The 19,989-nt window shown below is 36.6% G+C and carries 23 protein-coding genes, 5 pseudogenes and 1 riboswitch; of the genes and pseudogenes, 7 read left to right on the forward strand and 21 right to left on the reverse strand.

Going from position 1 to position 19,989, the window contains the following annotated elements; genetic code table 11:
* Nucleotides 1-371 precede the first annotated feature (371 nt).
* On the forward strand, nucleotides 372-1,319 hold the full coding sequence (locus SD1D_RS07005; protein WP_058258274.1) for a hypothetical protein: 948 nt from the start codon (nucleotides 372-374) through the stop codon (nucleotides 1,317-1,319).
* 243 nt (nucleotides 1,320-1,562) lie between these two features.
* Here SD1D_RS07005 and SD1D_RS07010 read toward each other — a convergent pair whose 3' ends face one another.
* From SD1D_RS07010 to SD1D_RS12750, 3 genes and pseudogenes are all read right to left on the reverse strand, one after another.
* Nucleotides 1,563-2,336: a GNAT family N-acetyltransferase gene (locus SD1D_RS07010; protein ID WP_207651610.1), complete on the reverse strand. Its 774-nt coding sequence runs from the start codon at nucleotides 2,334-2,336 to the stop codon at nucleotides 1,563-1,565.
* 259 nt (nucleotides 2,337-2,595) lie between these two features.
* Nucleotides 2,596-3,300, reverse strand: a complete 705-nt coding sequence (locus tag SD1D_RS07015) for a helix-turn-helix transcriptional regulator (protein WP_242955275.1) — start codon at nucleotides 3,298-3,300, stop codon at nucleotides 2,596-2,598.
* Nucleotides 3,301-3,345: 45 nt separating this feature from the next.
* A pseudogene (locus tag SD1D_RS12750) lies at nucleotides 3,346-3,528 on the reverse strand (helix-turn-helix transcriptional regulator); the annotation flags it as partial.
* Between the two features lie 609 nt (nucleotides 3,529-4,137).
* Between SD1D_RS12750 and SD1D_RS07020 the strand changes: the two are divergent.
* Both SD1D_RS07020 and SD1D_RS07025 read left to right on the forward strand, forming a co-directional pair.
* Nucleotides 4,138-4,590, forward strand: a complete 453-nt coding sequence (locus tag SD1D_RS07020) for a hypothetical protein (protein WP_058258277.1) — start codon at nucleotides 4,138-4,140, stop codon at nucleotides 4,588-4,590.
* Between the two features lie 101 nt (nucleotides 4,591-4,691).
* Entirely contained in the window at nucleotides 4,692-4,937 is a 246-nt protein-coding gene (locus tag SD1D_RS07025; RefSeq protein ID WP_058258278.1) for a hypothetical protein, read from the forward strand.
* A gap of 43 nt (nucleotides 4,938-4,980) precedes the next feature.
* Here the strand turns inward: SD1D_RS07025 and SD1D_RS07030 are convergent, their stop codons facing one another.
* The 3 genes from SD1D_RS07030 to SD1D_RS07040 all read right to left on the reverse strand — a co-directional run bounded on the left by SD1D_RS07030 (nucleotide 4,981) and on the right by SD1D_RS07040 (nucleotide 7,464).
* The gene (locus tag SD1D_RS07030) at nucleotides 4,981-5,268 is read right to left on the reverse strand and encodes a hypothetical protein (RefSeq protein WP_058258279.1); all 288 of its coding nucleotides are present in this window, start codon (nucleotides 5,266-5,268) and stop codon (nucleotides 4,981-4,983) included.
* A 250-nt stretch (nucleotides 5,269-5,518) separates the two neighbouring features.
* Entirely contained in the window at nucleotides 5,519-6,397 is an 879-nt protein-coding gene (locus SD1D_RS07035; protein ID WP_058258280.1) for an AraC family transcriptional regulator, read from the reverse strand.
* A gap of 701 nt (nucleotides 6,398-7,098) precedes the next feature.
* Nucleotides 7,099-7,464, reverse strand: a complete 366-nt coding sequence (locus tag SD1D_RS07040; protein WP_058258281.1) for a hypothetical protein — start codon at nucleotides 7,462-7,464, stop codon at nucleotides 7,099-7,101.
* Nucleotides 7,465-7,640: 176 nt separating this feature from the next.
* Between SD1D_RS07040 and SD1D_RS07045 the strand changes: the two genes are divergently transcribed.
* Entirely contained in the window at nucleotides 7,641-7,949 is a 309-nt protein-coding gene (locus SD1D_RS07045; RefSeq protein WP_058258282.1) for a hypothetical protein, read from the forward strand.
* Nucleotides 7,950-8,165: 216 nt separating this feature from the next.
* Nucleotides 8,166-8,741: a flagellin gene (locus SD1D_RS07050; RefSeq protein WP_058258283.1), complete on the forward strand. Its 576-nt coding sequence runs from the start codon at nucleotides 8,166-8,168 to the stop codon at nucleotides 8,739-8,741.
* Between the two features lie 310 nt (nucleotides 8,742-9,051).
* Here the strand turns inward: SD1D_RS07050 and SD1D_RS12540 are convergent, their stop codons facing one another.
* The 8 genes and pseudogenes from SD1D_RS12540 to tnpB all read right to left on the reverse strand — a co-directional run bounded on the left by SD1D_RS12540 (nucleotide 9,052) and on the right by tnpB (nucleotide 11,436).
* Nucleotides 9,052-9,183, reverse strand: coding sequence for a hypothetical protein (locus SD1D_RS12540; RefSeq protein ID WP_278319638.1), 132 nt, complete (start codon nucleotides 9,181-9,183; stop codon nucleotides 9,052-9,054).
* Between the two features lie 237 nt (nucleotides 9,184-9,420).
* Nucleotides 9,421-9,585, reverse strand: a complete 165-nt coding sequence (locus SD1D_RS12170; protein WP_157893106.1) for a hypothetical protein — start codon at nucleotides 9,583-9,585, stop codon at nucleotides 9,421-9,423.
* Complete coding sequence (locus SD1D_RS12175) at nucleotides 9,585-9,731, reverse strand: hypothetical protein (RefSeq protein ID WP_157893107.1); 147 nt, start codon at nucleotides 9,729-9,731, stop codon at nucleotides 9,585-9,587. Before SD1D_RS12175 ends, SD1D_RS12170 begins: the two co-directional genes overlap by 1 nt.
* A 37-nt stretch (nucleotides 9,732-9,768) precedes the next feature.
* Nucleotides 9,769-9,894: a hypothetical protein gene (locus tag SD1D_RS12545; RefSeq protein ID WP_278319639.1), complete on the reverse strand. Its 126-nt coding sequence runs from the start codon at nucleotides 9,892-9,894 to the stop codon at nucleotides 9,769-9,771.
* Between the two features lie 102 nt (nucleotides 9,895-9,996).
* On the reverse strand, nucleotides 9,997-10,422 hold the full coding sequence (arr, locus tag SD1D_RS12695) for an NAD(+)--rifampin ADP-ribosyltransferase (protein ID WP_330398660.1): 426 nt from the start codon (nucleotides 10,420-10,422) through the stop codon (nucleotides 9,997-9,999).
* A pseudogene (locus SD1D_RS12820) lies at nucleotides 10,417-10,746 on the reverse strand (tetratricopeptide repeat protein); the annotation flags it as partial. The gene arr and the pseudogene SD1D_RS12820, both read right to left, overlap by 6 nt.
* A gap of 76 nt (nucleotides 10,747-10,822) precedes the next feature.
* Nucleotides 10,823-11,038, reverse strand: a pseudogene (locus SD1D_RS07060) (peptide deformylase); the annotation flags it as partial.
* A gap of 254 nt (nucleotides 11,039-11,292) precedes the next feature.
* Complete coding sequence (tnpB, locus tag SD1D_RS12825) at nucleotides 11,293-11,436, reverse strand: IS66 family insertion sequence element accessory protein TnpB (protein WP_408606750.1); 144 nt, start codon at nucleotides 11,434-11,436, stop codon at nucleotides 11,293-11,295.
* Nucleotides 11,437-11,683: 247 nt separating this feature from the next.
* Between tnpB and SD1D_RS07070 the strand changes: the two genes are divergently transcribed.
* Both SD1D_RS07070 and SD1D_RS07075 read left to right on the forward strand, forming a co-directional pair.
* Nucleotides 11,684-13,567, forward strand: coding sequence for a glycine betaine ABC transporter substrate-binding protein (locus tag SD1D_RS07070; protein ID WP_058258285.1), 1,884 nt, complete (start codon nucleotides 11,684-11,686; stop codon nucleotides 13,565-13,567).
* Nucleotides 13,554-14,804 carry a quaternary amine ABC transporter ATP-binding protein gene (locus tag SD1D_RS07075; RefSeq protein ID WP_242955198.1) on the forward strand — a complete coding sequence of 417 codons (1,251 nt, stop codon included), beginning with the start codon at nucleotides 13,554-13,556 and terminating at the stop codon, nucleotides 14,802-14,804. The genes SD1D_RS07070 and SD1D_RS07075 overlap by 14 nt, the downstream gene beginning before the upstream one ends.
* A gap of 252 nt (nucleotides 14,805-15,056) precedes the next feature.
* Here SD1D_RS07075 and tnpA read toward each other — a convergent pair.
* From tnpA to SD1D_RS12830, 7 genes and pseudogenes are all read right to left on the reverse strand, one after another.
* Nucleotides 15,057-15,407 (reverse strand): annotated as a pseudogene (tnpA, locus tag SD1D_RS07080) (IS200/IS605 family transposase); the annotation flags it as partial.
* A 46-nt stretch (nucleotides 15,408-15,453) separates the two neighbouring features.
* Nucleotides 15,454-16,215 carry a HesA/MoeB/ThiF family protein gene (locus tag SD1D_RS07085; protein ID WP_058258286.1) on the reverse strand — a complete coding sequence of 254 codons (762 nt, stop codon included), beginning with the start codon at nucleotides 16,213-16,215 and terminating at the stop codon, nucleotides 15,454-15,456.
* A gap of 8 nt (nucleotides 16,216-16,223) precedes the next feature.
* Nucleotides 16,224-16,424, reverse strand: a complete 201-nt coding sequence (thiS, locus tag SD1D_RS07090) for a sulfur carrier protein ThiS (RefSeq protein WP_058258287.1) — start codon at nucleotides 16,422-16,424, stop codon at nucleotides 16,224-16,226.
* 132 nt (nucleotides 16,425-16,556) lie between these two features.
* Nucleotides 16,557-17,249 (reverse strand): thiamine phosphate synthase, encoded by a 693-nt coding sequence (gene thiE / locus SD1D_RS07095; RefSeq protein WP_087758843.1) that lies wholly within the window; start codon nucleotides 17,247-17,249, stop codon nucleotides 16,557-16,559.
* 103 nt (nucleotides 17,250-17,352) lie between these two features.
* Nucleotides 17,353-18,456: a 2-iminoacetate synthase ThiH gene (thiH, locus tag SD1D_RS07100; protein WP_058258288.1), complete on the reverse strand. Its 1,104-nt coding sequence runs from the start codon at nucleotides 18,454-18,456 to the stop codon at nucleotides 17,353-17,355.
* Nucleotides 18,457-18,507: 51 nt separating this feature from the next.
* Nucleotides 18,508-19,278, reverse strand: a complete 771-nt coding sequence (locus SD1D_RS07105) for a thiazole synthase (protein ID WP_058258289.1) — start codon at nucleotides 19,276-19,278, stop codon at nucleotides 18,508-18,510.
* A gap of 177 nt (nucleotides 19,279-19,455) precedes the next feature.
* A riboswitch (TPP riboswitch) is annotated at nucleotides 19,456-19,558 on the reverse strand.
* Nucleotides 19,559-19,661: 103 nt separating this feature from the next.
* Nucleotides 19,662-19,799, reverse strand: a pseudogene (locus SD1D_RS12830) (integrase); the annotation flags it as partial.
* Nucleotides 19,800-19,989 lie beyond the last annotated feature (190 nt).

Genomic DNA, 19,989 nt, shown 5'->3' on the forward strand with positions numbered 1-19,989 from the left:
ATTGTCCTTATCACTTTCCCATCCCATATAGATACCTCCTTGTATTTATGGAGCCATTATATACCAATTATATTTATTTCGCAATATTTGTCATGTTTATACACTATTTGTTATGTTGTAATTCATTTTAAACATAAAAATATAACAGGTGGTTTTATTGTATGTGATACAATAAGTTCTGCATTATATCATGCTTCATTTGATATACATAGCTTATTATAATTTATTTATACCTAAAAAGTATACGATACTCAATGATAATAGTTGTGCAATTAAGATAGTACTAAATTATCACAAATTCGGCGTTGACATTTCCATAATTTGTAATATAATGGAAAATACAAAAAATATTATGAAAGGTGGAGTTAGTTATGAAGTATTTTAAGAAGAGGAGTTTTATAAGTTTGCTATTGGTGTTATGTTTATTACTTTCATTCGGTGCACCTGTAACAATGGCTTCCAGTTCATATAGCATGATAACCTATGAAGATGAAAGCGTACTTAAGAAAATTGACAGAAACGTTTTTAATTCATTTTTGTTAAGTGAAGTCAAAAAAATGGAATCAAAGTTATTGCAATCTTTAAAAAATGAATCTAAATATGTGGATGGCTTTAGAGTCGATAGACTTGATTTTAATACAAAGACCGGAGAGCTTACTTTAGATTTCTATGTTCATTTTACGAAAAAAATAGATTTACTAATAACAAAAATAAAAATCACAACTCATGCCGATATTACGGCAAAAGCGAACTTAGTGGCAAGCAATGATTTTAAGGTATATGGTCTTAAGGATGTAAGATTTACAAGAGTTGATATTAACAATTGTCCTGATTTTTTAGATAATTTGGCTGAAAAGCTAGTAAATAAAAAATTATCTGGTACTTTTTGGTCCGGTACGGCACCTGCTTCCTATAAAGTTATTAATGAAGAACTATTTAAGGATGTAATTAACCAATATATAGCGGATTTTATTGATAAACCGATTATTGAAGAATTGCCTTATAATCTAGGAAATCTGGAAGCAAAGTTTATCGGAACATTAGCAGAATTTGATTTATCCAAGGGTGGTTATGCTGTTTTTAATGTAAATATTCAAATACTTCTTAATACTGGCAGCCAGAGAAAAATTTATGATGAAACAATTAGCATTAAAATCGATTTCTTCCTGGACACAACTGATAATACTATTGTAGCTGGTATTAATCCTGATATAACATTTATGGATGAAAATCCCGATGATATTCTGCAATCATTGCTTAAAGAAGCATGGAAAAATGCTCTTAAGGAATATGGACGCTTCATAAAATTAAAATTTTAATATTTGATTTTTAATACATATAAGAAATTTTTTGTTATAAATCCAGTAGGGGGTAGCTGATTATTTCAGCTACTGACCTCTCACACCAGAGTACTACGGTTCGGTATACGGCGGTTCTCTAGCTTTTACATGTTTTCAGATAATAGACAGCCATGGATATATATCCATGGCTGTCTATTACTTTATTAGTAAAATCCTTATTTATCTATAGTGTTCAAAATGGAATATTAAATATTATTTAGTTTATTCTCCATATTTGAGTGTATTACCTGCTTTATCATTGAGGAGATTCCTGGTTTGGGCACTTACAGCAGGAACGTCTTTTATGTAGTAATTCTCACGGCTCCATTCAGCGTTAACGGGATAACTGGCGTAGCCGTGATTTACCAATGCTAATATACGCTCAGTTGCCTTTGTAACAGCCTTCGTAACAATTCTATTACAACCAAAGTCATGAAAGAAACTGTCTGCTATACAGAGTAGCTCACCAAGATACTCTTCCTTTTCGTATTGTGGATGTATGTCTATACGAAGTACGCTATAACCATGATTTTTATCACTTCCGAAAATCTCAACCGTGCCAACAGCTTTATCATTTTGCTTATCTATTATACTAAATCGAACAAAATCTTTCTTATTGTATGCATCAAGCCAACCTTCAATACACCTTTTCATTTCATCAAGGGTTGAATAGCAAAAGTCACTTGTACAATTGTCTGAATTGAAAATTGCTTGTGCTTCAGGATTGCTGTAACATAAAAGCAGATTAGAGGCATCGTTTAGCGACACCAGTCGCAGTATAAAGCATTTACTTTCGTAAATTGGACAGCTATCATATGGGTTAGGCTTGCCATTTTTAAGAAGGTCAATAACCTCTTCCATGGTCTTGCACCTATCGTAATCGCCAGTGAGTTTGTCTGCTCTGTGATATGTAATCCCACAGTTATAGTTTGTGTAGAGATATTCGGCTAGTTTATCTAGTCCTTCTGTCTTAGCAACTGTATTGAAAGCTTTCAACCGCATGCCTTTGTGCATGTCTTTAGGGCAAGGATATTCGTCACACTCAAAGCAGTAATTCAATCCTTTTTCAGTGCAACATGCTTTAATCTCACAATTTTCATTTTTGCACTTGCAGCCTGAACAGTTTGTGTTATAGCTGCAAAGTGAGCAAACCAAGCCGCAAATTCCGTAACTTTCTTTAATTTCTTGTATGGTCATAAGGCACCTCCGTTATTTTATGCCTCCATTATAACGAAAGAATTACGACAACAGTATGTCATAGTTTTTGATACAGCTTAACTATTTTTTTCGACGCTTCAAGTATACGGTGCCTGATATGCTCCGGTGTTATAATCTCAATGCAATCCCCCAGGGATAACAGTGTTCCAAACCAGAAGTGTTCATTTTCGATAACATTTAATGTCATGTCACAATCGCCATTATCATATTCACATATTATTTTCCCATTTAAATATTCAATAGCTTTAGATCGCGCCTCAGATTTGCAGCGAACTGTTATTTCAGTAAGCTTCTGAGGCATCTGTTTGTCCTTGTCTCGCAATATAATTTCTGCGTTTTTATGCTCCTTTGTAAAAACAGCATCAACTATTTTGGCATTTCTCATCCGAATAAGTTTGTAGATTCTGTAATCATTCTTCACAATAGAATAAGCAAGTAAGTACCATGCGTACCACCGATATACGACAGCTATAGGTTCAACGGTATGTAATCTTGTTATGTTGTCAGAATTTGTATATTCAAAGCTGACAGGGCGCTTTTTCCGTATAGCATCCTGGAATATTTGCATGAGCTGACTATCACCCTCATTTAATGCTGAAAAATCAAGGATAATTCCACTATCGGAAGTTTCAGTTAATGAAGTAATTTTTTCTAGAGTTGCATCAATTTTTGAGCTATTCATTGCTGAAGAAAGTCCCTTTAGGGCAGTAATAATAAAGGTGTAATCCTCATTTGTCGCCATATGTGCATCCATGCGAAAGTTCTTAGCAATGTAATAACCACCGTTTGCTCCAGTTTCAGCGACTATGGGTATTCCGGCTTGGCATAATGAGTCTATGTCACGTTGAACTGTGCGGACTGACACTTCGAATTTTCGTGATAATTCGGCAGCTGTGGCTTTACCGACATTTAACAAATATATGGTTATCGCGTATAGTCTATCAATTTTACCCATATTATCAATCCTCATTTCTCTTATGCCAATTGCATTTCTTTAATACCCCATTACTTGCTTATCAATTACATAAAACTGTGTACTACATCCATCTTTAATAACTATATAGATATCATATTAACTAATATGATACCAAATATTGTATTTCACTACAAGTTTACTTTATATTGCATGATCATGAACTTCTTATTCAGTTCAATAGAGTATGCCTTCCGCCATATAGTATAACTTTTTAGCAGAATCATAACCACCGGCTTAGCCGGTGGTTATGATTTGCAAAGATGATTTTTATAAAGAAGCTTAGAAGGTGTGTAGAAATATTTTGCATTTAGAAAGCTAATTGGTATATAATGTAATTAGCAACCCCACTGTTCTAATCTAGGGCGGAAAATAGCACGAGATGCATATATTTAAGTTGATAATATATATGTTATCTTGTTTATAGTAAAATGAAAGAATTAAAGACAGGTAAAAAATGAATGGTATGAATGCTAATGTAGATGTAATTCTTTTGGTTGATGACATAGAAAAAATGGTTTCATTTTATAAAAACATCATAGGTTTGATACCGATTGGGACGGCGGATTATGGGTAGAATTGCATCACTTTAAAGGAGGATTTGATATGAGCGTATGCACGTTTATAGCAGCAAATTGCATTATGAATGAGGTAAGACCGTCGAAAAAATATCCGTTAAAGATAAATATCGATGAAGGAACGATTGATGACGGTGATGCCGATGATAATTTCTATCTGTGGAAGTTCTGTGAAGTATATGATTATACGGATAAAAAGTATGGCCTTCGCCTTGATTGTGCTTACTATACAGAAGGTAGAGCAAAACTGATTCTAAAGTACATCTCAGATGTGCTTAGTCGCACAGATACTATAGAAGTGTGGCACGTATGGTTGGACTACGGTTACGATGAATATGATGAAAGACCGATAATAAAAAAGAAAACCCTTCATATAGATGAAATAAGTCCTGAAGATATACGGGAATTTGATAATGCTGTGATTTGGGAAAATTCCTATTCTATCAGGCCGATATTTTATTGTTGGGAAATAATAAAGTGAAAAGGAAATATATGCACACAGTAGGACAGGTTAATGCCACGCCTATTTATTTTATAATTTTATGAAATAGGATTGGGCATTAAAAAGAAGGAGAAACCTGAATGAATATAAAAAAACGTATCTCAATAATATACGGGTCTATTATTTTGGGGACTGCCTTTCTCTTTTGTAGTTGTAGTTCAAAGAGTACAGTAAAGAAGGATGACAATATTGAAAATGTCGAGTCTGAGATAATATCAGATGAAGCTGACAAGTCGGAAGCGACGGATAATATTGCGCCGGAACATGTGTATTCACAAGATGAATTGTTGGCTGCTAACTTCCAAATGAAGTATCAACTGAGTTGATAGAACTCTTCAAAGAGTTGAACGCACAAGAAAACTAAAGAAGCTAAATTATGCAAGGCTCTTGATAAGTTGGAGGCACTGATTCATATGTCAATTCTTTATCAGAATCTGATATATAATCGTTATAAATAATTATAGCTTGTATATAATTTTCTCTAGGTAAAAAATCGTTTTTATCCATTCCCCGTAAATGTGGAAAATCTTCAAATCTACTTTCTCTTCTATAATCTATTAGTAGCATATAATATTTAACAGGTCCATATAAGTAATTAGAATTCTTTAATTCATATAATTCAATATTTTTAGTTGAAATAAGTCTTCGCAATAACACAATAATCCATTCCTTTCTATATATTTACACCCTTGCTTACATTATAATACATTTATAAAATAATATCTATGTATTCATTGTAACTGTTTCCACATGGGATGAGTCCTACCTAATTCCCGATTAGTTGTCTTTACGTGACATCAACACGAAGTCTCCACGTGGCTCGAATTGCAATATACACCTTTGCCCGTATTGTATATGAAAAGGGTACTTAACTAGGAAGCACCCTCAATCATAAACATTGCTGTAATTAATAGTCTTTTTTCTTTACTGGAATCCAGATTTCGCTTCGATACTTTGGATTTCCAGTGTCTGGACTCTCGTTCCACAAAATTTCAGGACCTGGGGCTGCCTCATACCCTGAAGAGGGAAACCATTCTGAGTATATTCTTCCCCACACATTTTGAAGTGTTTCTGGAAATGGTCCAATCGATTCAAATACAGCCCAGGTACTAGCATCAATTTTTAATACATCAAAATCTCCAGTTTCATTACTTGATGTTGCTACCCCAATGTAATGATCTAATTCTCCTTTCTCGTCCATTCTACCTTCTGAAAAATTAGCGGAAGCACTAATAATACCTGTTGGTTCTACATTTGAAATTGCTTTTAATTGTTTAATAACCTCCGGTGTTAAAAGTTCGGTCATTTTTGCAATCTCTGAATTGACACCTTCAAAAATAATTGGAACTCTCTTCTTAAATCCTACTAACTTAAAAGGTCCTTTCTCAACAATACGATAGTTCATTTCGCTTCCTCCTTTAATTGATAATTGAAAGGTCATTCTAGGATAAGCTTTTAACTGTGTGTTCTCACTTCTTGCTTCAGAAGGTAGAATACCATGCATAGAATAAAAGGCACGGGAGAATGAATCAGCTGAATCATAACCATATTTGACAGCAACATCAATTATTCTCAAATTTGTACCTTTCAAATCAAGGGCAGCCATCGTTAGTCTCCTTCTTCGAATATATTCTGACAAACCAATTCCTGATAAGAAAGAAAACATCCTTTTAAAATGATACTCTGAGCAGTAAGCAATTTTTGATACTTCACTATAATCAATATCATCCGTTAAGTGCTCCTCAATGTATGCCATTGCATTATTCATACTAGTTAACGAATCCATCAAACAACCTCCTTTCATCATCAATATTATCAAAGGATCCTCTTACCCATCCGACAATCTGTGCACTATATAGTCGAGTCTCTTATTTGATAACAAGCTGATTCAATACCTATAGCCTAAATTGATACCGGCGTAAGGTTATAAAACCTATACGCCGAAAACCTTAAACTTATCGGCATTTTATACACTCTCAGCTATGCTTAGGAAAAAAGATATATAGTGTTTCACAGTAAAATTAGAATTTGCTTTTTCATTCAAGCATCCCTTTTTATTTATGTGTTGAATATTCTTTTCCATTCCAATATAAGACATCACTCATAACCACTTCACCACCAGCCACAGCTTCTTCGTAATAATCAATTTTTATACTGGAATTTCCTGGTTCTTTCAATTTACAAAACCATTTCAAAAAACATTCATTTGCTCCCTCTGAAGTTAATTCATAAATAGCACTACTGCTATAATAACCTCCAAGGACAGAACTACGCCATCCTGTAGTAACGGCAAAATGATAGCCGTTATCTACCGATATCAGGTTATATTCATAAAATTATAATTCATATAATTCAATATTTTTAGTTGAAATAAGTCTTCGTAATAACACAATAATCCATTCCTTTCTATATATTTACATTCTTGCTTACATTATAATACATTTATAAAATAATATCTATATATTAATTGCATGCATATACTGTCCCTTAAGCTACATCAACATACTTCTCCCGTATGGATATAATTTCCGCCACAATTAATCCGACAACAGCAACGAAACCACATACCATAACCTCTGGAGCATCAATTCTACCTTGGAAGATAGTACTGAAAATAATGTTATTATCCATAAATGCCATGTTGATTGAAATTACGGAAATTCCCGCAACTGCAATACCAACCGGGACAGCCTTAATTAGCATCATCATAATATTCACACTAAATCTTGCAAGTGTAAATGCGAAACAAGCTGTACCGACACTTAGTGCAAGTGTCATTCCCGCGAGTATGAGAACGTACTGCCCGAAGGTGATGTTATAAAGCTGTATACTCCGACCGGCAAGCGACATCATATGCGCACCCCAATAATCCCCTGCTCCCGATGCAAGGAATGGAATATATGCTGCGGTAATCAAAATGATGGATAAAACTATTGCACTAACAATATAATGTTATAGAAGCAGCAACACTAGACGATGTAATAGCCTCAATAAATAGAACTTATGTATATTGTTCTCTAAATAATAATGTGGGAACAACGGTATATACTGATGATGGAACCAGTATCCCTGGCATTTCATTTACTTCCAGTATTACATATAGTGCTTTATTAGCATCTGAAAAAAATATGGATACCTATGATGATTTGTTTATTGAGGGTTCCACTGGCAATATTATAAATGAGAATAATCTAATAATAGATCCAACTGTAACATCTTCTGCTGACAAATGGGTCTTTGAGTTTCAGATGCCTAATATTGGTACAGTCAAAGCAACCTCAACTAGTACCATATACTTTAGTTATTGGAAAGATCCTCATAAAAACTGGTGGTATTAAGATTCAAATGGATATGATTATACTAAATATTTTAGCCCTACTCCTAGCGATGGAAGCTTAGATTCGGTAATCAATTCTTTAGAAAATCCCGGACTAGATCTTTTAAATGATACAGGTGATGCAGGCGGTTATGTTCGAGTCACCTTTGATTTGATCGCTGATTCTCCATACAAATTAAATGATGGGTCTTATCATACTCATATCGGTAGTATGACAATGCTAATAAGGGTATCACCGGATGATACCATAGAAAAAATAAAGGATAAATTAAGTAAAATACGTGGCCTAGACATAGATGCAGGTAACCAATCTACGAATACTCCATCACATACATATTATTATGCAACAGTATACGAGCAGGATGGAGTTATAATCGATTCACCAGTTTATCAAAGTATTATAGAACTAAATATTCAAAATGGAGCAAATGAAAATCAGGCCATAAAGCTTATCTATAAATCTTTAAATCTCCATAGTTTAGGAATAAGCAGTACGAACTCTCTTACGAAAGAAGCATCGGAAAGTGCTATATCCCAGATAGCAAATGCTCTATCTATAGTGTCAGAGCAAAGATCAATATTTGGTGCTTATCAAAATAGATTAGAACATGCTAGATATAATGTAGATAATATGTCTGAAAACACACAATCAGCTGAATCTAAGATAAGAGACACTGATATGGTAAAAGAAATAGTGGAATACTCAAAACAACAAATATTACAACAGACGCTTCATTCCTTGTTTAGCCAGGCCAATCAAATGCCTGAACGTGTTTTGGCTCTGCTGAAATAGATTTAGTTGGCCTTATGCTCAGAATTTATAAAAAGGTTCCCATCAATCGATATTCTGAACCGCCCCCGAAAGAATGGGAATCTTTTATACTATTATTTATTCATTTTACCATTGTCACCATCAGAAAAATAACTTAAAGAAAAGCCCAATGTAATAAACTCTATTATTTACAATTATTTTTAAATATCCTATTTTCCTAGGCTTGATAGCGTAGAACAGTTTTTAATACAATTCAGTGCCATAATGTTCACTATAAATCTTGTTTTCAACCAGAAATGTAAAAAACTCTGTCATTTTATTGTATACCGCCTTATCCAACCTTAATTGTAGGTATCCCCAATGCTCTTTTTCTACCATCCGGTTTTGGAATATAACTTCGTCTGACAGGCTTACACCGCTTTACAGTTTCCTGTGCAAAGTAGGCTCTCTCCAGTTCCGACAAATGCTTTCCTGACGTGTCGCTACCCCTACACCGCAGGGTTCTTAGGTATTGCATTTAGGGTTCTTCATACCGTCTGCTGTCTTCGCTGTTGATGTCGCAGCTCGACTCCCTGTTGTTCCTTTCGGGAATGTCAATAACGGTGCGGCAGTATTCACTTTATGTTACAACCCGCCAGTTTGCCTGCTCCTTTCGGAACATTCCGTAACGCTTCAACGCATAGATTAATCCATACGTTGGTTACTGACTAAGTGGCTGCCCTACCTTTACCACTGCAGGACTTTCACCTGCTAGCATTTGCCAGCTTAGCTGGACGCACACATCAATACTACCGTCTCCACATGGGTCAAATTGATGGAATCGATGTCTGTGAGCCATTTTTATTGCATCTGTATGTAGAAACATTACCACTTATGCTTAAGAATAACATGATGAAAATATGCAATATTTCTAAATTCAGGTGTTTCCTCTACTGCACATTCAAGCTTATACATCTTTGAAATCCAATCAGATTCTATTTTCAGTTCGTTTCTTTGCAAAGCAAAAAACATTCGCACACCATATATTTTCTCAATTTCAAAATAACCTTCACAACTTTTCTAATTCACAAATATCATATTCGTTTATTACTCCAAAATTTTCTGATACGGCATTTCTATTATTAATCAATTCTAATGCCTCATTAATTTTATATTCAAATACAGCTTTATGCAATATTTTCCCAGCTCTATTGGTCTATTCTTTCTCTATCACACTACACACTTCATATGGCTCAAGAAGACAGAATGAATGTCATTTGATAATTACACTATTTGTTCAGTTAATGATTTCACCTTTGTTTTTGGCTAATTTATCACTCCATTCTCGTCGCTCCTTAGGTGTCAATTTCGTCCAATCCGTTACTTCACCAATAATTCTTAAAGGTTTTTTCGAACGATAAGAACGCGTTAAGTTACCAGGGAATTTTTTGTCAGTAACATTTGGATCGTTTTCAAATTCACCTGTTGGTTCTACTATATAAATACGTTCTCTTCCTTCTCCCTTTGCTAATGTTGCAGCAAGCCCTGCACTATTTATATTAGCAGTGAAATAAATATGGTTCATTTTAAGTTCGGGTTTGTAATTTGAGTTTCCTCCCGCTGTCAGTAAATCATCAATTTTTAAATCTGCTTTTGTCCCATGGTAAAATGGACCATCATCAGTAGGTGCCCCCTTTGTTGCATTTGACAATTCATAATTTATTTTTGCATTCTCAAAATCACCCAACTCCTCATAACATTTGGCAATGTTTAAATATAAAGTTGGGTATGCACTTTTAACATTTTCATCGTTTATCTTTAGGGCACAGTGTAGAGATGTCTCCATCCACTTTAGCTTGTCTATAGTACTCTTTTGAATACGTCCCAAATGATAGGATGCGATAAATCTTTCATAGTCATCTCTTGTTTCTTCCCATGCTTTTTGAAACATCGCAAGTGCTTCATCACTGTTTCCACCTTCCTCCAACCCCATCCCAGTCATACAGAGTTTTATAATAGGATTGTTGGGATCAAATTTTATTTTCATTTAATCTTACCTCCAAATTAATGTCAAGAGTATTTTAATGTGTATTAAAGCCAAGACAGGGCGGCAGTACCTCTTGCTATACCTCTAACCCTATTTCCTCAATCGCTCTATCTAAAAATATTTCTCCGTCTAAGTGTTCTAATTCATGGCAAAAACACTTAGCCATTTCATCTTCACCAGTCACAAAAATTTCTTTGCCATATTCATTCAGGGCTCGAATAGTAATTTTTTGAGGACGAATTGTTTTTACCAAACGATTAGGAAAACTAATACATCCCTCAATACATTCTTGAACAAGCAGCACAAATATATTCATCTTTTGCTGGATTATTCTTGATAATTTTATCTGCTATTACTTCTGACCAATGCATTAAATTACCTCACTTTTTTTGTAAAAATATTTTTGTATAATATTAACAGCCGTTCTGAAACTTGTCAACCTTACAATTACTGTATAAATTAGATTGTTTTATTAATTAATTCCTATTCCGTAAGAAGTCTTACTTGCTCTGGAGTTCGGGGCCATTTATATTTCCCATTTTCTAATCACTTGTACAGAAGGACAAATCTATCCCCTTCCCAAAAGAGAGCCTTCATACGGTTACTGCTTCTTCCACAAAACATAAAAAGACTTGGAGAAAAGGGATCCATGTTAAATTTCTGTTTGACTATAGCAGCAAGCCCATCGATGCCTCATTTGCATTAAATTTTTCAGTGTGCTATACTCATACTGTTAAAAAATTAATCAAATGTATGAATTAAGTCGCTGAATTCTTACCGCGTTGTAAAGGGAGTCATGTTATTCTTATTTTAAAAAACTATGGTGCTCCATAGTTTTTTGCTTTTATTTAGTATTTAATGTGTCTCCTTAACTTGATTTAATTTTATAGTTGATTCATTCCATTTGTAAAGGTACGAATTATTGGAGGAGTTAAAATTGAGAAAATCAATAAGTATTTTTTTCTTAATAGTAATGATATCATTGACACTTGTAGGATGTTCATCAGAGGATACTACAAAAGACAGAGTAATATCATTTGCCGATGCTGGCTGGGATAGTATCAGGTTCCACAATGCTGTTGCTGGTACTATTATAGAAGAACTATATGGGTATTCCTGGACCGAAGTAACGGGAAGTACTCCTGTTACACATCAGGGTCTCTTATCAGGTGAAATTGATATCCATATGGAAATCTGGTCTGCCAACATAGCTAGCTATGAAGACGATAAGGCAAATGATAGGTTTAAGGAACTTAGCACCAACTTCGATGATAACTATCAGGGGATCTATGTCCCTAGATATGTAATCGAGGGGGATGCAGAAAAAGGCATTGAGCCAATGGCACCAGATTTAAAATATATCTGGGATTTGAAAGACTATCCAGACGTCTTCCCAGATGATGAAAATCCCGGCATGGGACGTATATATGGAGGAATTCCAGGTTGGGAAGTAGACCAAATTCTCTACAATAAATATCTCCATTATGGCTTAGATGAAAACTTTATCTACTTTAGACCAGGCTCTGACTCTGCCTTAGCTTCAGCTATCACATCAGCCTATGAGAAGGGAGAGCCCATTGCTGCCTACTATTGGGAGCCAACTTGGTTACTTGGTATGTATGATATGATTCTTCTAGAAGACAAGCCCTTCAACCCAGACACCTACTTGGCAGGAGAAACAGAAATCCCACCTGTCAATGTAACAATTGGTGTAAGCAATGCCTTTGTGGAAGAAGGTCATGAAGAAGTTGTTTCCTTTTTAAGTAATTATCAAACATCAAGTGCCTTGACCTCTGAAGCCCTGGCTTACATGCAGGAAACAGGGGCAGATTATGTAGAGACTGCAAGGTGGTTCTTAAGTGAGCATACTGAGTTACTAGATGAATGGCTAGAGCCAGCAGATGCAGAAAAGATGAAGGACTACTTAAGTAGTGATGCTGCTCTTGAAATTCAAACCAATTGGCTACACAGATTCCCAGTTGAAATTGAATTAGACCTGACTGCAATTGATAATACAGTCAAGGGATTAAGTATTAAATTCGATAGTTTCTTTACAGTAATAACTAAGGGCTTAGGTAATCTAGTTAATATAATTAATGCGGTCTTAGACTATATACCTTGGTCCATCATGATCCTTTTGGTTGTAATAGTTACCTGGAGAATCTCTGGAATAAGGAAAGGACTCCTTTATGGCTTCTTGCTATTCATCTTAGGTACTTTAGGACTTTGGAACCTGATGAATGAAACCCTATCCATAATTATAGCTTCTGTAATAGTATCCTTAATCCTAGGATTCCCTATAGGAATCTGGCTATCAACAAGCGATAGATTGGATAGGCTTGTTCGTCCTATTCTTGATACTATGCAGACCATGCCGGTATTTGTATACCTAATACCAGCTATGATGTTCTTTGGTCTTGGAAAACCACCGGCTGTCATCGCTACCACGGTATATGCAGTTGTACCTATGATCCGTTTAACCAATCATGGAATTAGGCAAATAGATAAGGAGGTTGTGGAGGCAGCCTTAGCCTTTGGCTCTACTAAGATGCAATCCTTGATTAAGGTTCAAATTCCACAGGCACTTCCGACTATAATGGAAGGGGTAAACCAAACCCTCATGATGGCCATGTCCATGGTAGTTACCACATCTATGATTGGGGCATCTGGACTTGGAATGGAGGTTCTCATTGCTGTAAACCGTGTTGAGATCGGAAGAGGTTTAATTTATGGTTCAGCCGTTGTTGTATTGGCAATTATTTTGGATAGAATTACCCAGGGAATGGTTAAGCGTAGTGAGGTGAAAAATGATGGTAAATAATAATAACAATAATGATAATAACAATAATGATAATAACAACAATGATAATAACAACAATAATAATAATGACTATATATTAAGTGTCAGAAACCTATCTATGCTCTTTGGTACTGATAAAAAACAGGCCCGTGAAATGAAAAAGAAGGGAATATACCAGGCTACCATCCATAAGAAAACCGGGGTAACGGTAGCCCTTTGGGATGTCAACCTGGATGTTAAGAGGGGTGAAATCTTTGTTATTATCGGCCTATCTGGCTCTGGTAAATCCACCCTGATTAGGTGTTTGAATATGTTAAATAAGCCCAGTTCTGGACAGGTTCTCTTTGAGGGACAGGATATAGGCAAGTATAACAGGACAAAACTAAGGGAGTATCGAAGGAATAAGATTTCTATGGTCTTCCAGCAGTTTGGTCTTATGTCCCATAGGGATGTCCTGGGCAATGTAGAATATGGTCTAGAGATTAAAGGAATGTCTAAGGAAGAACGTCATGCCAAGGCCAAAGAAATGATAAATATGGTTGGTCTTGATGGATATGACTACAAGCCCATAACCAGCCTGTCAGGTGGTATGAAGCAGAGGGTGGGTATTGCTAGGGCCCTAGCCACTGACCCGGAAATCCTACTTATGGATGAGCCTTTTTCTGCCCTGGACCCCTTGGTTAGGAAGGATATGCAGTTTGAGCTCTTGAGTATTCAAAGGAAGTTGGGTAAGACTATTATATTTATAACCCATGATATCAATGAAGCCTTTAAATTAGGAGATAGGGTTGCCATCATGAGGGACGGTGAGGTCATACAAGTAGCCACTCCCGAAGAGATGAGCGAACACCCAGCCGATGATTACGTAAAGCAGTTTATTGATAGTGCTGATAAGACCCAGGTTATACACGTAAAAAATGTTATGGTTACTCCAAATAGTATAGTCAGGACTAGAGATAGCCTGAATCATGCCATAAAAACCATGAGGGCTAATGATGTCTCCAGTGCCTATGTGGTAGATGCTAAGATGAGGTTAAAGGGAGTAGTTACCATTGACGCTGCTTTAAAGGGAAAGGAAAAGGGCTTGACAATTGAGGATATTCTGATTAAGGACATCAATACCACATCTCCAGATACCCTATTGACGTATATTATGGAGATGGCTGCCACAACCCCATTCCCTATAGCTGTAGTGGATGAGGAGAACAAGTTAATGGGCATTGTATCCAAGGCCCATGTACTGTCATCAATCTTATAAGAATTAAAATCCTTCACTGACCTATATGATGACAAAAAAACTTACACTTTTGTGAGGACAGTTTTACCTTGGTTTTATATCTCGCTTGACAGTAGTTGTGAAAGAATAAGGTTGTACCTGAAAAGGCACTCTACATAATTCATCAGTAGGGTGCCTTAAATACTACAATTATGGATTAGCGTACCCTATTAATGACATAACCCAATTTGCCAACTCAGTAGGTAACCGATAACAATTAGCTATAAATGGCTTTTATTTTTTTCCTTTGTTTACTGGCTCATCCGTAAACGGGTCAATATATTCTCTCAATGATATTTGATTATATGTTTAATCTTCTTGTAATTGATTCTTTATATACTCTTCTATTTTCTTTGCATTTTCCTACTTATAAACATAGTAACTTCTAAACCAGAAATGTCGGTTCCCATATTTATATTTTAGGTTTGCATATCTATCAAATATCATCAATGACCTTTTTCCTTTTTATCCCATAAAACTCGACACACTTATACTTGGTGGAATTCTCACCAACATGTGTATATGATCCCTACAGCATTCGGCTTCTACAATTTCTATGCCTTTCCTTTTACAAAGCGTACTTAATCATGTACACTGATACAGCTTGGATTTGCTTTGGCTTTTCCCTCTTTTATTTTTTAACCTGATTTTTCCCGCACAAGGGGCAATTACTTTTTCTTTTCCAGTCAATCGTTCTGAAATTAAGGTTCAGGCCATCAAAAGTCAGTATCCTACCCGAAAGCGTCTTGCCAATGCCAAGTATGACTTTGATCGCCTCAAGTGCCTGCAGCGAACCTATTGTTCCTGCAACCATTCCTATTATGCCCACGTCGTTACACGTGGGCACCTTTCCGGGCTCAGGGGGTATAGGGTACAAACACCTGTAGCATGGAGACTTGTTCGGTATTATTGTCATAAGTATGCCTTCAAACCCCAGCACCGCTCCTTCAACAAGTGGTTTATTCATAAGATAACAGCAGTCGCTTATCAGGTACCTGGTTGAAAAATTATCTACGGCAGCTATTACAACGTCATACTGTCCGACTATATTTTCTATGTTGTTTTCATTCAGCCTCACCGCGTGTTTTATAACATTAATGCCCAGATTTAATTTTTTCAGCTTCTCTTCTGCAGAGTCAACCTTATTTTTGCCCACGTCATCGGTAAAATGGAGTATTTGCCTGTGTAAATTTGACATGTTTACCACATCAAAGTCAACAATACCCAATGTCCCGACTCCGGCAGCAGCAAGATAATACAAAACAGGCGATCCCAATCCTCCTGTACCTGCTACAAGTACTCTGGAATTTAGCAACTTTTCCTGTCCTTCATATCCAACGTCTTTCAATAATATCTGCCTTGAATACCTGAGTAAATCACTTTCATCAATCATCTTAAGTCTCAGCCACCTCCTATGAATTTAATAATCTCAATATTATCACCGCCGTTAATCAAAATACTGTCCCATTTTTCCTTATCAGGAATTTCATAATTATACTCAACAACAACCATGGAAGGATTGATCCCCTTGGAATTCAGCAAAGATAAAATTGTCATTTCCTCGTCAATGATTTCTTCCCTTCCGTTTATCCTTACTTTCATCTGTCACCTTTCTCTCCTTTCTTATAAACTTAGCTCAAACTTGCTTTTATAAACCCAGTTCAGATTTACAAATTCCATTTCTTTTGTTAAAATTTCTTTTCTTGCAACATCTATTTGTGTTGTATATTTCATTTACACACTCTCCCCCAGCTTGTGCCTGATATTTAAAATTTTTTGTTCAATGTTTTCGGCTCCGACTATTTCCGTAACCATGGCAACGCATTTTGCACCTCTTGAAATGACTTCATCCATATTGCTTTCTTTTATTCCCCCAATGGCAACAAAGGGTATGTTAATGCTTTTCACCACGTAATCCAGATATTCCAGCCCAACAGGTTCACAAACGTCCTTTTTTGTGTATGTCCTATAAATAGGTCCTACTCCAATATAATCGGCGCCTCTTCTGACGGCATCCTGAGCCTGCTCGGGGGAATGGGTTGAAAGGCCTATTATCATCTCACTGCCTACCAGTTCCCTTACTTTTTCCACCGGCAGATCATCCTGACCTAAATGTATGCCGTCAGCTTTTACAAGCATGGCCAGGTCAACGTCATCGTCAACTATGAATGTAACTCCAGCTCTTTTTGTAAGTTCCCGTATTTGCACACATTCATTGTACTTTTCCAGCATTTTTTTCTCTTTTTCCCTGTATTGAATTATTTTTACTCCTGCGTTTATAATGGCTTTTACTACCTCAATATTGCTCCTGCCTCTTGAATGTTCTTCAGAAGTCAGGCAATAGAGGCCTCTTATCGGTTTTCCACTCCTGGAAAAATCACTCTGTCTTTTATTCAGGTCCGAAGGCAATATATCAAATCTGTCCATAGCCAATCTCCAATCTATAAAAATTGATTTACATTGTAGTTAAAGCGTTAATGGCATAGTTGTTGCCAAGTGAAAGTATGCCTGCAGCAACAGCTTATTTCCATTAGATAGCCTGCCAGTCTTTAAATACAGGCTGATATCCTTTCTTGTAAAGCATATCTTTTATTTCCTGTACGCTCCTGCCGTCAGATATGTCAAACTGCCCTTTCGTCTTTTGTTCAAGCACATATCCTCCTACTTCCGTAGACGACCCCGCTGACATCTTTGTTACCCCAAGCCCCACCAGGTTGTCGCGAAGCTCAGGTCGCTCTCTTGTTGATATGGTAATTCCAACTCTGGGCATATAGAGTCTCAGAGCAAGCATAATTTGAACAAGTTTTCTGTCGCTGACTTCAAACCTGGGCTTGAAATGACCTACACATGGCCTTATACGAGGCAGGGACACGCTTATTTCAGTATCCGGGTACTTGTCCTGCAAGTAATGAGCATGCAGACCTGTAAAAAAAGCTTCACTTGTCACATTTTCCAATCCCAACAGCGCACCGATTCCAACACTCCTCATTGATGCCATGCAGGCACGTTCGGGGGCATCAAGCCTGTATCTGTAATTATGTTTTGGGCCTTTAGGATGCAGCACTTTATATGTATCTTCGTTATATACCTCCTGGAACATTGTAAAACCGTCAACTCCGGCGTCAACCAGTTCTTTGTATTCGTGTAGTTCGAGAGGATATACTTCTATTGAAATTGAAGTAAAATATTTCTTTAAAATTTCAACACATTGTTTAATATACGATACAGGGCTGTGCTCTCTTGACTCACCTGTTAAAATTAAAATATGCCTGTGGCCTGTAGATGAAATTGCTCTGGCTTCTTTTTCCACTTCCTTCATACTTAACTTCTTGCGGGCTATTTTGTTGTTATAATTAAATCCACAGTAAACGCATTGGTTGGTGCAGAAATTTGACAGATAAAGAGGAGTAAACATGAATATCACATTACCAAAATGCTGAATGGTAAGCTGCTGCGATTTTCTTGCCATTTCCTCCAAATACTTTCCTGCCGTATCAGAAAGCAGCGCCAGATAATCAATTTCATTAAGTATTTTTTTATTAATAATTCTTAAAACGTCTTCGTCCTTTATGCTTGCAAGGAATTTTGAAAAATTAAAAACCCTGTATTCAAGATACTTTTCATAAAAGCTCATTTACAGACCTTCTTTCCTTTACCCTTTTTGTAACTTTCCTTATCCTTATTCTTAGTAGCACAAAAAGCCTGTTAAAGGTGATGATGCTTCAGCATATTCCTTTACTGCGCCTGTACCGGAAATATAAGCTGCCCTGCCTGCTTTAACTGCAAGGCTGAAGGCTTCAGCCATCATAACCGGATCTCCTGCAGTAGCAATAGCTGTATTCACCAGCACTGCAGCAGCCCCTATTTCCATTGCTTCAGCTGCATCTGACGGTTTACCAAGGCCTGCATCCACAATAACAGGAAGATCAATTTCATTGACCAGTATCTTGACAAGTTCCCTTGTTTTAAGCCCCTTATTTGTGCCTATAGGAGCCCCAAGAGGCATTACGGCTGCTGCTCCTGCATCCCTGAGCCTTCTTGCCGCCATCAGGTCCGGGCACATGTATGGCAACACCACAAATCCTGCCCTGGCGAGTATTTCTGTTGCCTTTATTGTTTCCATGTTATCCGGCAGAAGGTATTTGTTATCAGAAATAACCTCAATTTTGATCCAGTTGCCACATCCCGCAGCTTGTGCCAACCTGGCAATTCTGACAGCTTCCTCAGCATTGCGGGCACCAGATGTATTCGGCATGATGATGCAACCCTCCGGAATATAATTCAGCATATTTTCCTCTTCTGAATCAAAATCGATCCTTCTTAAAGCAACAGTAACAACCTGCGCTCCTGAAACTTTGATTATCTCAGGAATGAGCTTGTTGGAAGAAAATTTCCCCGTACCTATAAAAAGCCTACTTTCTATTTTTCTTCCCCCGATGATTAATTTATCACTCATATTAAACCTCCAGTAAAAAATAATATTACTCTCATTGCCGCTTTGAATTGATTAATCTTCTATCCGGTCGCGTTTACCTTATCCGACAAAGTAAACATCTGTAAGGGAAACAAATTGGATAATCGTTGGAAGTACAATAAAAAAAGCTTACCATCATGGTAAGCTCTAGTAACAAACACATATTTCTTTTTGCTTCCCTACGATGGTACTAACCATATCAGGTTCTGAGGGTTGAGATAATAATATCTCTCTCAGCCTTGCGGCACCCCTAGCAGCAATATTGAGTTTTCACTTAAGGATTATACCATATCAGATTGCATTATTCAAATAATAATTCGATTTTTTTGTAAAAATTACCCTGTTACGCATATTTGCGGAAACTAATAATTAGTATAGTGTTCTATTTGAACTTCATAGCTAGACGCCTGTTCCTCACTGTCTGTTGAAACCCGGCAATAAGCTGCTACCCTTAACTTTGGTTTTTCTTCATCATTAACAGTATTACCTATGCGAATTTCTATTTGTCAGACCGGAGATTGCTTACACCTTCCTTCAGATTCGCATTCGCCCACGACACCTTTGGTGTTCGGCTATAGCTTTCCCACTACCGGGCGGTTAAGGGACTTTCATCCATTAGATTACGTCCATGCTGGACGCACAATTATAAGGGACATCATACTGAAGCACATATAAGCGGTGATTGTCATTATA

The sequence above is a fragment of the Herbinix luporum genome, from assembly GCF_900070325.1.
Lineage (GTDB): Bacteria > Bacillota > Clostridia > Lachnospirales > Lachnospiraceae > Mobilitalea > Mobilitalea luporum.

Coding starts and splice junctions, on each gene's coding strand:
- SD1D_RS07005 (WP_058258274.1), top strand. CDS start 372: ATGAAGTATTTTAAGAAGAGGAGTTTTATAAGTTTGCTATTGGTGTTA.
- SD1D_RS07015 (WP_242955275.1), bottom strand. CDS start 3,300: ATGGCGACAAATGAGGATTACACCTTTATTATTACTGCCCTAAAGGGA.
- SD1D_RS07020 (WP_058258277.1), top strand. CDS start 4,138: ATGAGCGTATGCACGTTTATAGCAGCAAATTGCATTATGAATGAGGTA.
- SD1D_RS07025 (WP_058258278.1), top strand. CDS start 4,692: ATGAATATAAAAAAACGTATCTCAATAATATACGGGTCTATTATTTTG.
- SD1D_RS07035 (WP_058258280.1), bottom strand. CDS start 6,397: ATGGATTCGTTAACTAGTATGAATAATGCAATGGCATACATTGAGGAG.
- SD1D_RS07040 (WP_058258281.1), bottom strand. CDS start 7,464: ATGATGTCGCTTGCCGGTCGGAGTATACAGCTTTATAACATCACCTTC.
- SD1D_RS07050 (WP_058258283.1), top strand. CDS start 8,166: ATGCTAATAAGGGTATCACCGGATGATACCATAGAAAAAATAAAGGAT.
- SD1D_RS12170 (WP_157893106.1), bottom strand. CDS start 9,585: ATGTTTCTACATACAGATGCAATAAAAATGGCTCACAGACATCGATTC.
- SD1D_RS12175 (WP_157893107.1), bottom strand. CDS start 9,731: ATGTTTTTTGCTTTGCAAAGAAACGAACTGAAAATAGAATCTGATTGG.
- SD1D_RS07075 (WP_242955198.1), top strand. CDS start 13,554: ATGATGGTAAATAATAATAACAATAATGATAATAACAATAATGATAAT.
- SD1D_RS07085 (WP_058258286.1), bottom strand. CDS start 16,215: ATGATTGATGAAAGTGATTTACTCAGGTATTCAAGGCAGATATTATTG.
- thiS (WP_058258287.1), bottom strand. CDS start 16,424: ATGAAAGTAAGGATAAACGGAAGGGAAGAAATCATTGACGAGGAAATG.
- thiE (WP_087758843.1), bottom strand. CDS start 17,249: ATGGACAGATTTGATATATTGCCTTCGGACCTGAATAAAAGACAGAGT.
- thiH (WP_058258288.1), bottom strand. CDS start 18,456: ATGAGCTTTTATGAAAAGTATCTTGAATACAGGGTTTTTAATTTTTCA.
- SD1D_RS07105 (WP_058258289.1), bottom strand. CDS start 19,278: ATGAGTGATAAATTAATCATCGGGGGAAGAAAAATAGAAAGTAGGCTT.